This is a genomic window from Nocardia abscessus (assembly GCF_015477775.1).
In the GTDB taxonomy this organism is placed as follows: Bacteria; Actinomycetota; Actinomycetes; order Mycobacteriales; family Mycobacteriaceae; genus Nocardia; species Nocardia abscessus_A.
Genome location: NZ_JADLQO010000007.1, coordinates 329,925 through 344,259, shown reverse-complemented (window position 1 = coordinate 344,259; position 14,335 = coordinate 329,925). Strand labels below are relative to the sequence as shown.

The 14,335-nt window shown below is 67.4% G+C and carries 13 protein-coding genes; 7 read left to right on the top strand and 6 right to left on the bottom strand.

Features of this window, described 5'->3' with window-relative positions:
* Positions 1 to 41: 41 nt before the first annotated feature.
* The 3 genes from IU450_RS20605 to IU450_RS20595 are packed head-to-tail and all read left to right on the top strand — an operon-like array spanning position 42 to position 3,672.
* Positions 42 to 908, top strand: a complete 867-nt coding sequence (locus IU450_RS20605; RefSeq protein ID WP_416382888.1) for an alpha/beta fold hydrolase — start codon at positions 42 to 44, stop codon at positions 906 to 908.
* Entirely contained in the window at positions 905 to 1,933 is a 1,029-nt protein-coding gene (locus IU450_RS20600) for a VOC family protein (RefSeq protein WP_195151365.1), read from the top strand. The genes IU450_RS20605 and IU450_RS20600 overlap by 4 nt, the downstream gene beginning before the upstream one ends.
* Positions 1,930 to 3,672: a bifunctional 3-(3-hydroxy-phenyl)propionate/3-hydroxycinnamic acid hydroxylase gene (locus IU450_RS20595; protein ID WP_195151364.1), complete on the top strand. Its 1,743-nt coding sequence runs from the start codon at positions 1,930 to 1,932 to the stop codon at positions 3,670 to 3,672. The genes IU450_RS20600 and IU450_RS20595 overlap by 4 nt, the downstream gene beginning before the upstream one ends.
* A 111-nt stretch (positions 3,673 to 3,783) precedes the next feature.
* On the opposite strand, the gene IU450_RS20590 is transcribed toward IU450_RS20595, so the two are convergent.
* From IU450_RS20590 to IU450_RS20580, 3 genes are all read right to left on the bottom strand, one after another.
* Complete coding sequence (locus tag IU450_RS20590) at positions 3,784 to 4,422, bottom strand: TetR/AcrR family transcriptional regulator (RefSeq protein WP_228834834.1); 639 nt, start codon at positions 4,420 to 4,422, stop codon at positions 3,784 to 3,786.
* A gap of 140 nt (positions 4,423 to 4,562) precedes the next feature.
* Positions 4,563 to 5,786 carry an alkane 1-monooxygenase gene (locus tag IU450_RS20585; RefSeq protein ID WP_195151363.1) on the bottom strand — a complete coding sequence of 408 codons (1,224 nt, stop codon included), beginning with the start codon at positions 5,784 to 5,786 and terminating at the stop codon, positions 4,563 to 4,565.
* 760 nt (positions 5,787 to 6,546) lie between these two features.
* On the bottom strand, positions 6,547 to 7,848 hold the full coding sequence (locus tag IU450_RS20580) for a lipase family protein (RefSeq protein ID WP_195151362.1): 1,302 nt from the start codon (positions 7,846 to 7,848) through the stop codon (positions 6,547 to 6,549).
* On the opposite strand from IU450_RS20580, the gene IU450_RS20575 reads away from it, so the two are divergent.
* From IU450_RS20575 to IU450_RS20565, 3 genes are all read left to right on the top strand, one after another.
* Positions 7,841 to 8,578: a TetR/AcrR family transcriptional regulator gene (locus tag IU450_RS20575; protein ID WP_324197745.1), complete on the top strand. Its 738-nt coding sequence runs from the start codon at positions 7,841 to 7,843 to the stop codon at positions 8,576 to 8,578. The genes IU450_RS20580 and IU450_RS20575 overlap by 8 nt on opposite strands.
* A gap of 114 nt (positions 8,579 to 8,692) precedes the next feature.
* Positions 8,693 to 9,349, top strand: a complete 657-nt coding sequence (locus IU450_RS20570; RefSeq protein ID WP_195151361.1) for an SRPBCC family protein — start codon at positions 8,693 to 8,695, stop codon at positions 9,347 to 9,349.
* Positions 9,349 to 9,756, top strand: coding sequence for an ArsR/SmtB family transcription factor (locus tag IU450_RS20565; protein WP_195151360.1), 408 nt, complete (start codon positions 9,349 to 9,351; stop codon positions 9,754 to 9,756). Before IU450_RS20570 ends, IU450_RS20565 begins: the two co-directional genes overlap by 1 nt.
* A gap of 30 nt (positions 9,757 to 9,786) precedes the next feature.
* Here IU450_RS20565 and IU450_RS20560 read toward each other — a convergent pair whose 3' ends face one another.
* Entirely contained in the window at positions 9,787 to 11,046 is a 1,260-nt protein-coding gene (locus tag IU450_RS20560; RefSeq protein WP_195035782.1) for a KasA/KasB family beta-ketoacyl-ACP synthase, read from the bottom strand.
* Between the two features lie 106 nt (positions 11,047 to 11,152).
* Between IU450_RS20560 and IU450_RS20555 the strand changes: the two genes are divergently transcribed.
* Positions 11,153 to 12,103: a GlxA family transcriptional regulator gene (locus IU450_RS20555; protein WP_195151359.1), complete on the top strand. Its 951-nt coding sequence runs from the start codon at positions 11,153 to 11,155 to the stop codon at positions 12,101 to 12,103.
* A gap of 13 nt (positions 12,104 to 12,116) precedes the next feature.
* On the opposite strand, the gene IU450_RS20550 is transcribed toward IU450_RS20555, so the two are convergent.
* Positions 12,117 to 12,833 carry an HAD family hydrolase gene (locus IU450_RS20550; RefSeq protein ID WP_195151358.1) on the bottom strand — a complete coding sequence of 239 codons (717 nt, stop codon included), beginning with the start codon at positions 12,831 to 12,833 and terminating at the stop codon, positions 12,117 to 12,119.
* Positions 12,830 to 14,083 (bottom strand): cation:proton antiporter, encoded by a 1,254-nt coding sequence (locus tag IU450_RS20545; protein WP_195151357.1) that lies wholly within the window; start codon positions 14,081 to 14,083, stop codon positions 12,830 to 12,832. Before IU450_RS20545 ends, IU450_RS20550 begins: the two co-directional genes overlap by 4 nt.
* Positions 14,084 to 14,335: the final 252 nt, after the last annotated feature.

Here is a 14,335-nt window from a genome sequence, read left to right as displayed (position 1 = left end):
ATAACTGATGATTGCATCAGTTTAGCTATCTGGAGGTAGTGGTGACCATCGACAACGCCGCCGAGACCGGGCGGGTGATCCGGGTCGGCGATCGGGAGATCTTCTTCAGTGAGACCGGTGCCGGTCCGGCCGTGATGCTCCTGCACGGTGGTGGGCCCGGCGCAGGCGGCCTGTCGAACTACTCCCGCAACATCGAGCCGTTGGCGCGGCGGTTCCGGGTGATCGTGCCCGATATGCCCGGCTACGGGCGTTCGACGAAACGCATCGACCAGTCCGACCCGTTCGGCGACCTGGCCGCGGCGGTCGGCGGGCTGCTGGACGCCCTCGACATCGGCTCGGCACACCTGATCGGCAACTCCTATGGGGGAGCGGCGGCATTGCGGTTGGCGATGGATCGGCCCGAGAAGGTGGAAAAGCTGATCCTCATGGGGCCCGGCGGTGTCGGTACCACGCGCGCGTTGCCGACCAAAGGCTTGCAGTCGCTGCTGTCCTATTACGGTGGCGACGGTCCGAGCCGGGCCAAACTCGCCGAATTCATCCGCGAGTATCTGGTCTACGACGCCGGCGCCGTCACCGAAGAGATCATCGACGACCGTTATCGGGCCAGTCTCGACCCGGCCGTGGTGGCCGAGCCGCCGTTGCGCCGCCCCTCGGGTCCGTCGGCGTTGCGCACGCTGTGGCGGATGGATTTCACCCGTGATTCCCGGCTGTCCCAGGTGCGCAACCCGACGCTGGTGATCTGGGGCGCCGAAGACAAGGTCAATCGTCCCTCCGGTGGGCGCATGCTCGCCGAGACCATGCCGAACTGCGACCTGTACCTGGCGGCCAGGACCGGTCATTGGGTGCAGTGGGAGCGCGCGGAGCTGTTCAACGAGCTGGCCGGTGCGTTCCTGGGAGCGGCGGCATGAGCCGGTTCGCCCGGCCGAACACCGACGGGTCGGTGTTCGGCGCGGTGCACCTGGGTTATGTCGTGGTGCATTCGCGTCGGCTGGCCGACTGGCGCCGGTTCGGCGCGCTCGCGATCGGCATGCACGTCGACGAACTCGGCGCCGACGCGCTGCGCTTCCGCCTGGACGACCGCGCCTGCCGCTTCCTGATCCGCCGCGGGACGGCCGAGGACGTCACGGCGCTGGGCTGGCAGGTCGACGACCACGAGACCTTCGACCGCATCCTCGCGCGGGTCGGCGGTCGCGGGGTGCCGATCGAGGAAGGCACCGCCGAGCAGGCGGCATCGCGAGGCGTGGAGCGGTTGTGGCGCTTCCCCGGCCCGAAGGGCATCGCCACGGAGATCTTCACCACCCCGGTGACCACGCCGGAGCCACTGCGGATGATCGGTTCCGGCTGGGTCACCGGGGAGGCGGGGATGGGCCACGTCGCGATCCTCTCCCGGGAGCCGGAGTCGATGCGCGGTTACTACGACACCGTGTTCGACGCGCGATTGACCGACTACATCGATGAGAACGTCTCCGGGTTGACGATGAAGATCCGCTTCCTGCGGGTGAACGAACGGCACCACTCGATCGCGATCGCGAACCTGCGTGGAGTGAAGATCGATCCGATTCGAACCCGGGTGCAGCACATCAACATTCAGTCCGCGAGCCTGGACGACATGCTGGCCGCGTTCGGGCGGGTCACCGATCTGGGTTTCCGGATGGCATGGTCGGTCGGCCAGCACACCAATGATCGCGAGTTGTCGTTCTATTGCGTGACGCCGTCCGGGTTCGAGCTGGAGGTGGGGTGGAACCCGGTGGTGATCGGTCCGGAGCTGGAATCCACTTGGGAGCCGAGCACCTATCAGGGCATCAGCATCTGGGGCCACACCGCGGTAGGGGAGACGGTGCTGGACAAGTTCGCGCAGTTCCGCCGAGCGCTGTGGTCGGTGCGGACACCGGAGACGACTGTTCCGGAACTGGCGGAAGGACTGTCGCGATGAGTGTCTTCGATGTCGACGTCGTAGTGGTCGGCCTGGGCCCTACCGGTTTGACCTTGGCCAATCTGCTGGGCAGGCGCGGGGTTCGGGTGCTGGTGCTGGAACGTGAACCGGAGTACTACGGGTTGGCCCGTGCGGTCTACACCGATGACGAGGGCATGCGGATATTCCAGACCGCCGGTGCGGCGGACGAATTGGCGGCGGACATGAACGTCGATTCGACCGTGCAGTGGGTGCGCGGGGACGGCTCGGTGCTGGCGCAGTTCCACCGGATCGATCGGCCGCTGGGCTGGCCGGTGGTCAATTTCCTGTACCAGCCGTATCTGGAGAACACCCTCGAACGGGCTCTCGGCCGCTACCCGCACGTCACGGTGCGGCGCGGTCGCGAGGTCGTCGGCTTCGATCAGGATGCCGACGGTGTGAACGTCGAGCACGCCGGGTGCCGCGGCACCGGATACGGCAAATTCCCGGCGGACACCGACCTCGGCACCGCCGAGCGGGTGCGGGCGAAGTTCCTGGTCGGCTGCGACGGGGGCCGCAGTGTGGTGCGCACCGAGCTCGGCATCGATATGTCCGGCACCAGTTTTCCGGAACGGTGGCTGGTGGTGGACCTGAAAGCCCGTGACGGCGTCGACGCTTTCCGGCATCTGCCGTATTTCGACTTCGTGTGTGATCCCGAACTGCCGATCGTGTCCTGCCCGCAGCCGGGCCGGCATCACCGGTTCGAGTTCATGCTCACGCAGACGCAGACGAAGGAGGAGATGGAGGACGCCGACACCGTGCGCCGCCACATCGCCCGTTTCGTCGACCCGGACGAAGTGGAGGTGCTGCGCAAGCTCGTCTATACCTTCAACGCCGTCGTCGCCGACCGCTGGCGGGACGGCCGGGTCCTCATCGCGGGCGATGCCGCACACATGACGCCACAGTTCATCGGTCAAGGCATGAACTCCGGGGTGCGTGACGCGGACAACCTGTCCTGGAAGCTGACCGCGATCATCGAACACGGTGCGGCGCTGGAGATCCTGGACAGCTACGAGTCCGAGCGGAGACCGCACGCCGAGGCGATGATCGATCTGTCGGTGCTGAACAAGAAGCTCGTCTCCATCGACAACAGGGTGGTCGCGGCGGCCCGGGACATCGGGCTCACCACCGCGCTGCGCGTGCCTGGGCTCGGCGGCTGGATCCGTGGCGCGAAAATGAAGCCACGGCCGCGTTTCCGTCGTGGGGCATACCTCGGCCTGCCTCGCCGCGGGCTGCGCGGTATCGAGGGAACCCTGGCCCCGCAGCCGGATGTGCGCGACTACGACGGACGTCATCGGCGTTTGGACGAGGAATTGGGTATCGGGTTCGCGATCCTGGGCAACGGCGTCGATCCCCGCCTGGGGATCGGAGCCGGAGAACTGGCGATCATGCGGAATCTCGACGTCGCTTTCGTCACCGTGTACCCGCTGGGCGGACGCCCCCAGGGCAAGCCGGGCGAGGGACGTGACGACGTCATCGACGTCGAAGACCACACCGGCACGCTGACCCGGTGGTTCGGCAAGGCCGGACTGCGCACCGGCGGCGTCGTCGTGCTGCGGCCCGATCGATTCGTCTTCGGCACCGCCGCGGCCGGGCAAGGCACGGCGTTGATCGCCGAACTCGTGCGGCAACTGGGCGTTTCCGCGCAGACCCGGACATCGCCGGTCGATCAGCTCGTCACCGGTGGCGAAGGAACGCCGCAGTACGAGCAGACCCGTTGAGGTCGGGGACGACACCGGTTCGCCTGGTCATCGGGTCTCCCCGCCGCACCGGTCGGTGATCGCGACCGCCGAACCGGCGTCCACCGGTCGCGGCGTCAGTGACCGGCACGTTCACAACTGCGGCTGGGGCGGTAGCTGCCCGGACACCAGTTTGCGGGCCGTCCGCTTCGGCATACCGAACATCCGCAGCACGTGAAAGGTCATCTCGTCCGACAGCGCCCCGGCGTCGGCATCGGGGCGGGTGTCGAGCATCTGCAACAACCCCAGCAACGCGCCGCCCGCGGCCATCATCGCCATCTCCACGTCCATCTCCTCGAACCGGCCCGCCTCCTGTGCGGCGAGGATGTCGCGGCGTGCCCGCGGGGCCAAGCCGTCGTCCCGCGAGAGCACCGGCATTCCGGAATTCAGGATGACCCGCACCATCTCCGGGATCTGCCGCTGCAAGCGCCCGGTCATGCGGAAACTGACCGCGAACACCTCGGCCGGGTCGTCGTAGAGCCGCACGATCTCGTCGCGCATCTGGGCGTAGATCTCCAGCGCCGAACGCACCGCTTCGTCGAACAACTGCTCTTTGGTCTGGAAGTGGTTGTAGAACGAGCCGAAACCGACGTCGGCGGCATCGGTGATCTCCTGAATGCTCACCGCCGACCGGCCTTCCGCCAGGAACTTCCGCGCGGCCGCCAGCAGCGCGTTGCGGGTGCGCTCCCGGCGTCGATCGGTCCGAGTACGCACCACCGGTTCCGCAGTCATCGACCTACCCCGCCTCCGCCATCAGTGCGGGAATCGTAACTGATCAAAGAATCAGTTCCAGCGTGGCGTGCGCTACGACCAAGGGCGGGGCGCTACACCTGATCGCGGCGCGATCGGGACCGTCACCCGGCGATAGGCAGTTACCGATCCGCCCCGGTCGAGAAGCGCTCCTCGTCGGCACCCGAGGACGTGATCGGCTGCTCGTCGTCTCGCTGTTGCCGGATCGGAAGGACGAGCCGGCGTTTGCGGGGCAACGTGTTGATGAGGGCGGTATCGCCGTTGTAGTGGGCAAGGACCCGGTGGTCCATGACCGCGCGCCACAGCGGTGGAATCGCCGCCAGCACAACCATCGTGGCGTAACCCGCGGGAAGCTGGGGAGCTCGCGCGGAGCTGCGGAGGGTCTGGTAGCGACGGCCGGGGTTGGCGTGATGGTCGCTGTGGCGCTGGAGGTGGAACAGGAAGATGTTGGTGACCAAGCGGTCGCTGTTCCAGCTGTCGCGCGGCGAGCAGCGGGCATAGCGGCCGTCAGGGCGGCGGGCGCGCAGTAGTCCGTAGTGCTCGACGTAGTTGACCGTCTCCAGCAGGCCGGCGCCGATGAGCGCTTGGAGGGCCAGGTAGGGGATGACCACGGGGCCGAAGGCCACGATCAGGGCGGTGAACAACGCCGCGCTCATCGCCCAGGCTTGCAGAAGATGGTTCGCCGGGCTGAACCAGCGTTTGCCGTTCCGGGCGAGGCGTTGGCGTTCCAGCGCGAGGGCGGAGCGGAAACCGCCCACCATGGTGCGCGGCAGGAACCGCCACAGCGATTCGCCGAAGCGGGCGCTGGCCGGGTCCTCGGGCGTGGCGACGCGAACGTGGTGGCCACGATTGTGCTCGACGAAGAAGTGCCCGTACCCGGACTGGGCGAGCGCGATCTTGGCCAGCCAGCGTTCGAGGCGCTCGACGCGATGCCCGAGTTCGTGGGCGGCGTTGATGCCGATACCGGAGACGAAGCCGAGAGTTACGGCCAAGCCGAGTTTGTCGGCCAGGCTCAACTCGTCGCTGGCCCACAGGTAGCCCGCGATGAGCAGGCCGATGAATTGAAGCGGCAGGAAAAGGTAGGTGCACCAGCGGTAATAGCGGTCGTTGGACAGCGCCTCGTAGTCTTCGTCACGAGGGTTGCTACCGTCGTCGCCGATGGCCCAATCCAGCAGGGGGATCACCACCAGGACGATGATCGGGCCTATCCACCAGAACACCTCCAGCCCGGTGTACACCACCAGCTGGGAAGGCAGTAATGCGCAACCCGGGGCGATCAAGCCCAGTACCCACAGGTAGCGCTTGGGATCGCGGGCTCTCGTGTGCTCGAAGATCGTCATAGTCATCTCGCCGATCCATCAGGAGAACACTCAACCGACAGTTCTGACTGCGGATAACGCAGACACCTTGCTCGCCCTTCAAGGATAGCTGGAAGTTCGCTGAATGGTAGCGATCCATGGAAACCGCCGTCTGAGCGGGCAGTGTCCGCCCCGAGGTCGCGCAGCGGCCCTCGGTCGGCCGGGGTGTCATCGGAAGGGCTCGAGCATGCGACGCATGTCCGGCTCGAAGCCCTGTGATCGGATTCGGCGACCGCGATCTCCGCGGCCATGTCGATGCCAACTGCATACGCGGAGTGCGTATTCGAACGGCACAGCATCGACCTGCGGCCTTCGCGCAGTCGGTGTCGTCGCCTCGGGCACGGATCGATCCGCGCCGGATCTCCGTATTTCACCGGTGTGCGCACCTGAGCGGCTCGGGCGGGCAGGGGTGAGCCAACTCCGACATTCGAACCTTTCTGTACCGAATTCGACCTAGCTGACGAACGGCTGAAGACTGCGACAGCAAATTTCCTGCGAATCAGGCTCCGCCGATTTCGGAGCCGGGCATCAGGCTGATCCTCGGGCGAAGCCCGCCTGCCACACGAGGGATCTGTGATGACCCGGGCAGGCAGGTCGGCCGCGGTTCGGTCGTGAGACCGAACCGCGGCCGACCACCGTGCGTGGAGATCACGGCACTACGCGCCGATGTCGCGCTCCAGCGCGAGGCGCTGCCCCGAGTCTCCGATCGAGATACCGACGGTATCCGAGTCGATCGTGATTTCGCAAATCAGGGCAGGGCACCGCAGTTGGTCGGTGCGGGCTGATTCGCGAGCCGCTCGGTTATCCACTGCTGCGACGAGACCAGCGAGGGGAAGAACGCCAGCACGTGGGTGGCCCGCAATCCCGTGATGACGCTGGGCAGCTCGACGTTCGCGTTCAGCTGCACCGGCACGCCCGCGGCGCACCATCCGGCGGCCATCTCGCGCACGGGCACGTACGGCGCACCCTCGTCGCTCGGGCTCGAGGAGATGAGGACCGGCACCCCCGGGTTCAGCGTGCCGACTCGTTGCTCGGTGAACGCCGACTTCAACACGGGGGACTGATCGATCACCGCGGTGAGCGGTTGCCCGCTGGTGGTCCACTGTGACGTGTTCGGGAACTGCTGGGCCAGTCCGAGCGGTACGGCGCACTTCTCCAGGGACTCGCGCAGGATCGCCTTGCCGGTGTCGTTGAGTTCGGCCTCGAGTACCGGACGGGTTTCGGGATAGTTGGCGGCGATGCCGTTGAGGATCCACGCGAAAGCCGGTCCGAGTGGGGCTCGGCCATCGTTGAACCCGATGAAGTACTGGTCGTCCACCACCGGCCCGCCGATGTAGGCGCCACGGACGTTCAAATCAGGGGCGTAACTTGGTTGCAATTCGGCCGCGCCCGCGGAGGCCATGCCGCCCTGCGAGTAGCCGTACAGAATCACCGGTGAGCCGGGGTGCAGACTGGTGCCCGGCAATTGCAGTGCCGCACGCGCGGAGTCGAGTAGCGCGTAGGCCTGAGATTTCCGGTTGAGATAGTCGTGGACCGCAGGCGTTCCCAGACCGTGGTAATCGGTCACCATCACCGCCATGCCGCGCGCCAGCAGCGTGTACAGCGCCAGTACGTCGTATTCGACGATCACGTCGAACGGAGGCTGGTATTGGACGAATTGCGCGAGCAGTTTCGAAGGCGCGCATTGGTCGCCTTGCCCCTTCGTGCCGACCGCGTACGCGATCAGCGGGCGCTCACCGGGGCCGGTCCACGGTGCTGCCGGCTCCAGATACGTACCCACCACCGTTGTCCTGGCGCTGTGGGTATCGCTGCTGACGTACATCAGGCGCGTCGACGTGGCCGGAATCGCTCCGGACAGTCCGGGGACCGATATCGCCAGCCGCGACGCTTCGGTGCGGATGATGGATCCCGGCGCGCCCCCGGGCTCCGCAGGCGGGATGTAGAACTCGTCGCCCGCCACCGCCTCCGCGACCGGCTCCGCCCACCCGTTCGGGGCCGCGAGCGCCGCGCCTCCGGCCACGATGAGGGTTCCCGTCAAAGCTGTGGCCAATCTGAGTATTCGACTCCTCACGATGCGATCCTTCCTGCGATTGGGATACCCATGGCATCTAGAATCGGATACTGAGAGTATCTGTAAGGGGTATGGATTGTCTGGGAATAGCGATGAGTGTCGGCGGCTTCGGGGGGCAGGGCATTCGCGGCCGACTCGAGCGCAGAGCCAGGCGCGGACGCGCACCGTGTTGACGGCGACCGCCAAACGGCTTTTTCTGGAGGACGGGTATCAGGCGACGACTCTGGACAAGGTCGCAAAGGCCGCCGGTTTCACCAAAGGGGCGGTGTATTCGAACTTCCGCACCAAAGACGACCTGTGTCTGGCGGTGCTCGACGAAATTCACCGTGAGCGAGCGGCGGAGGTCGCCGAAATCATCGCCGCGCCGACGGCTACCGACCGTCTGAAGCGGATGACGGAATGGGCCGAACGGGTCGTCGGCGATCCCGATTGGACGCAGCTGGAACTGGAGTTCAGCGTTCATGCGCGGCGCGACGACCACCTCCGTGCCGAACTCGCGACCCGGCTCGGCAACATCGTCGGCATGGTCGGCGCCGCGTTGGAGACGGCGGACGACACCGAAACCCCGAAGCCGCGGGCCGAAGCCGCGGTCGCCGTACTGGCGCTCGGCGTCGGGCTGGGCCTGTTCCGGTCGATCGATCCGGGCATCCCGGTGACGGGCATGATCTCGGCGCTGCGCGCGATCGCGGGGTTGGCTCGGAACGGCTGATCCGCTGGCCGGAATGTGTTCCGGCCGCAAGCCCGCGAGGCCGAGCACTCGGGTGGTGTTGCGGTCGCCACGTTTGCATCTAATATAAGTCAAAACTTATTCAAGGAGGACGCCATGCCACTGCTCACCGATCCCGCCGCCATCGCCGGGCTCGTGACCCGCGAGGTCCGCACCGGTTCCCGGGACGGCACCCCGACCAGAATCGCTGTCGCCCGGCGCAGCTACCCGACCGATCAGGCGGATCTCTGGGACGCACTCACCGATATCGAGCGGATCCCGCGCTGGTTCCTGCCCGTCAGCGGTGATCTGCGGGTCGGCGGCCGCTATCAGACCGAGGGCAACGCCAACGGTGTGGTGGAAGAGTGTGATGCCCCGGAGCGGTTCACCGTGACCTGGGAGATGGGCCCGCAGATCTCCTGGCTGACGGTTCGTCTCACGCCCGCCGGAGACGGCACCGAGCTGGAGTTGCTGCACGAGGCTCCGGTCGATCCCGAGTTCTGGTCGCAGTACGGGCCGGGCGCTGTGGGCGTCGGCTGGGATCTCGCCCTGATGGGTCTCGGGCTGCACCTGTCCAGCGGAGCTCCGGTGGACTCGGCGGAGGCGCTGGCCTTTCCGGTCACGCCCGAAGGAGTGGCGTTCGTGCGCAAGGCGGCGCTCGGTTGGGCGGATGCCGCAGTCGACGACGGTGACGACCCGGCGGAGGCGAACGCGGCGGCGCTGCGAACCGTCGATTTCTACACGATCGTTCCCGAGGAGGGCTCCGAGGGCTGATGGATCGGTCCCCGGCGAAGGTCTTCGAGGCACTCGGCGACCCGGTTCGCCGATTCATCCTCGAATTGGTGGCGGCCGACGAGCAGCCCGCGGGTGCGGTGGTCGCCGCCGTGCAGCAGCGCGCGCCGATCTCCCAGCCCGGCGTCTCCCAGCACCTCAAGGTGCTCCGCGACGCCGGGCTGGTACGCGTCCGCGCCGAAGGCACTCGACGGCTGTACGCCCTCGACCCCGAGGGCGTCGACGCCGCCCGGGCTTGGCTCACCGGATTGGCCGACCCGCTGCACCAGTTCGCGCAACCGCTCGACGCTCTCGCGACGGAAATCGCCCGCGGGAAACGAGCCCGCCGCAGCGCCGCGCCCGATCAGGCCGGCGACGAGGATTCCGGCCGACGAGCCCGGCAGGCATGACCCGCCGGGCCGGGGCCCACGATCTTCTTGTCAGCAGCGGCCGAACACGACGGCCGCGTTGTGGCCGCCGAAACCGTAGGAGTTGTTCAACGCGAAGTTGATGTTCTGGGTTCGGGCGCTGCCGTGGACGATGTCGAGATCGATCTCCGGGTCCTGGTTGTCGAGGTTCAGCGTCGGCGGCACCACACCGTCGCGGACGCTGAGCACGGTCAGGGCGGCTTCTACCGCGCCGACCGCGCCGACCGAGTGTCCCAACGCGGATTTCGGCGCGTAGACCGACGCGTGGTCGCCCACCGCGGCCCGGATCCCCTTGGCTTCCGCGAGATCGCCGAACGGGGTGGCCGTCGCGTGGGCATTGACGTGGTCGATCTCGGTGGGGCTCACCCCGGCCGTTTCGATCGCCCGGCGCATGGCTCGGATGTTTCCCTCGCCTTCCGGATGCGGGAGCACCATGTGGTAGCCGTCGGCGGTGAGGCCCGCGCCCATCAAGCGAGCCAGGGGCTTGGCCCCCCGGGCCCGTGCGTGGTCTTCCGACTCCAGCACGAACAGCGCGGCGGCTTCGCCGAAGACGAATCCGTCGCGGTCCCGGTCGAACGGCCGTGACGCGCGTTCGGGTTCGTCGATCCGTGTGCTCAACGCGCGCATCATGGAGAATCCGGCCACCGCGAGCGGGTTGATACGGCCCTCCACGCCTCCCGCGACGATGATGTCGGCTTCCCCCAGGATGATCGAACGCCACGCGTGGACCAGCGCCTCGCATCCCGAGGCACAGGCGGAGACGGGCGTGATCACGCTGGCTCGCGCGCCCAGTTCCAGTCCGACCACCGCGGCAGCGCCGTTCGGCATGGCCATGGGTACCGCGAAGGGTGACACCTTGCGGTAGCCGGCTTGCTGCATCAGGTCGTTGGACTCGATGATCGTGTCGGCGCCACCGAGGCCGGTGCCGATGCAGACGCCGAGGCGATCGAGATCCACCTCCGGCCGTCCCACCGTGTCCCAGATCCGGTTGCCCATGACATAGGCGACCTGCTGGACATAGGACATCCGGCGCTTCTGGACGCGGCTGAGTTCATCGGTCGGATCCAGTTCGAACTGGCCGCCGATGTCGACGGGAACCTGGAAGCGCTCGAAGTCCGGGTCTTGCACCTTGCCGATACCGGTTTCCCCGGCGAGCAGTCTCTTCCAGGTCGCCTCGGTGTCGGCGCCGACCGCCGTCGACATCTCGACAGCCGTCACGACCACGCTCCGGAACCCTCCGTTGCTGGTGGAGAAGTCCGTCAAATCGGACATCAAACCCCTTCTTTCGGCTTGTCGGCTCGGATGCTCAAGCGAGGCTATGTGCGCTCCCGAAGGCCGGGGTAGTAGCCCGAGTGCCTTTCACCGCTACGATCGGGCCATGCAACCGGATGGGGGAGCGCGCCGGGTCGCCGTCGTCATTCCCGATGAAGTAGTCGTGCTGGACGCGGCGATTCCAATCGACGTGTTCGGCTCGGATCCCAACTATTTACTCGAGGTATGCGCGGTATCACCTGAGGTGCAGACGTCGGCGCCGGGGTTGTCTTGTGTGGCGGTAGCGGGGCTGGAGGCTTTGCAGCGCGCCGACACGGTGGTGGTGCCCGGTTACGCGTCCTTCGAAACACCGCCGCCGGATTCGGTGCTGCGAGCACTTCGCGACGCCCACGAGCGGGGCGCGCGGGTGCTGTCGATCTGTACCGGTGCTTTCGCTCTGGCCGCCGCGGGACTGCTGGCCAACCGGCCCGCGACGACGCACTGGCGGGCCGCCGCGATACTGCAGAGCCGGTACCCCGACGTCGAGGTCCATCCGGACCGCCTGTTCGTGGACGACGGTGACGTGATGACCTCCGCCGGGGTCACCAGCGGGATCGACCTGTGCCTGCACGTGGTGCGCAAGGACATCGGTGCGGCGGCCGCGAACGAACGCGCCCGCGACCTGGTGGCGCCACCGGTTCGCGAGGGCGGGCAGGCACAGTACACCCGGCAGTTCCCGACGCAGACCTCCTCCGGCGTGCTGGCCGAGACACGGGCGTGGATCCTAGCCAACCTCGATCACCGGCATTCGCTCGAAGAGCTCGCCAGGCGGTCGAATCTCTCGCGGCGCAGCTTCGTCCGGCGGTTCCGGGAGGAGACCGGAACCTCCGCGCACGTGTGGATCACCAGTGCGCGCCTGAACCAGGCGCGCGAACTGCTCGAGACGACCGAACTGCCGATCGATCAGATCGGCTACCGCGTCGGTCTCGGGAACCCGGCCAACACCCGCGCGGTATTCAAGCGTCATCTGGGCGTCAGCCCCGGTCAGTACCGGCGCACGTTCGCGGTCGGAAACTGAAGGAGCGCGAGACTCAGCCCGGAAGTCGTTCCGCGGGATAGTCGCGCAGTCGCGGATCGGCGTCGCCGACGACGACCGGATGGCCGACCAGGTCGAACATCGCGATGTCGGAATGGTGATCGCCGAACGCCGTACAGGAGGCCGGATCGATGGCCCTCCGCTCGGCGTACCGGAGCAAGGCCGCGGACTTGTCGGCCCCGACCATCGTCGCGAGGACGTTCCCGGTGTATTTTCCGGCCGCCGTCTCCATCGTCGTGCACAGCACCGAGGTGGCGCCCACGGCGTCGGCGATCGGTCGCAGCGCCGGGGTGAACGAGCCGGAGACCAGCACGATCCGAGTCCCGGCCAGGGACAGTTCGTCGAGCCGCCGTCGCACGGCGGCGTTGAAGAAAGCCGGATCCGCGGCGCACGAGGTGAACCAGTCGTGGCCGATGCGTCGCACGTCGGCGACGTCGCGGCCGGCCCATTGCCGATAGAACCACCGATGGGATTCGCTGCGGCTCATCCCTGCCCCGCGAAGTGCGCGGAACTCGTCGACCACGGTGTCGGCTTCGGGGCCGTGGCCACGTCGGCGCGCGTCGAACAGGAACAAGGACAGGAAGCTCACGCAACGGACCAAGGTTTCGTCGACGTCGACGAAAGCCGCTGGGACACCCGCTGGATCGATCCGACGCGCCACCGGCGACGCGCCGGCGCGGGCGGAGTCCGGAGTCTCCGCATGCTGTCTCATGACGCGGCGACCTCGGTCTGGTCGGCGGAATCGACGCGACGGCCTCCTTCTTTCCCCGGTGGCGGGTCGCCGCGGTGCGCCGCGGGGGTGGCGCCACAGAGTTTCAGCAACGGTGCCGTCATCGCGGTGGTGACCAACGCCATCATGACGAGCAGCGAGTACAGCCGCTGTTCGATGACGCCGATCGTGAGCCCGATGTTCAGGATCACCAGTTCCGTCAGCCCTCGGGTGTTCATCAGCGCCGCGAGGGCCGCGGACTCGGCTCGATCGGTCCGAGCGAGCCGGGCCGCCAGGTAGGTGCCGCCGAGCTTTCCGGCGATCGCGGCGAACATGATCGCGGCGAACTCACCGATCGCGGCGCGATCGAGGGCGCCGAGGTCGACCTGGAGGCCGGCCACCACGAAGAACGCGGGCAGGAAGATGCTGCTCAGGAGCTGGGCGCCGCTGTCGACCGCCGCGCGCAGCCGCCGGGGGAAGACGACACCGAACAGGAACGCGCCGAAGATCAAGTGCAGTCCCAGCCATTCGGTGGTGGCGCCCAGCAGCAGAGCACCGGCGACGCCGAGGAAGACCATGTTGCCCGGAGTCTTCTCGGAACCGGTGCGGGAGAGGTGGTCGAGGGCTGGACGCACCGCCCACCACAACGCCAGGACCAGCGGAACGAACAACAGCAACCGCCAGTGGTGATCCGTGCCCGGCCGGGCGATGGCGATGACCACCGCCAGCCCGCACCAGGCCAGGACGTCGTCGAGCGCGGCGCAGGTCATGGCGGATTGGCCGAGACGGGTACCGAGCAGCTTGCGGTCGTGCAGGATCCGGGCCAGCACCGGGAACGCCGTGACGGACAGCGCGCAACCGATGAAGAGCGCGAAGGTCAGCCGGTTGCCGCCGTCGTGCCGGGCCAGCGCCCAGAGCGCGATGACGGAACCGAGCGCGAAGGGCGCGAGGTAGGCCGACAGCGCGATCGCCGTGACCGACCGCCTGCGTCCGGCGAGCGACCGCAGATCCATCTCGAGGCCCGCCGAGAACATGAAGATCATCACCCCGACATTCGCGAATGCCGTGAGGTACGAACGGATGTCGAGCGGGAAGACCGCCTCGGACAACTGCGCCCCGAGAACCGTCGGACCCGCGAGTATGCCCGCCACGATCTCCCCGATCACGGCGGGCTGGCCGAGCCGCTCGGCCAGCCCGCCCAGCAGACGTGCCGCGCCCACGATCAAGACGAGGTCCAGCAACAGAAAGATCATTTGATGGCTCGGCAACGCCTTGACTCCGTTCGACCTCGAGAAATCGCGGGATCGGATTCGATGCTCGCACGGGGTATCTCCGTAGCGAATCGACCGCGGTGCGGAACCCCCCGAAACATGGACTGCCTGCACCGAGACGATAGCGCACCGGCCCGGTGGACGAGAGCGCGGAGTGATCCAGGACACGCCTGTCGTGACAGGGGTGCGGACTGGCGCAAAGAGGTGCATCTCTGTCGCGAATCGGACTGGCTG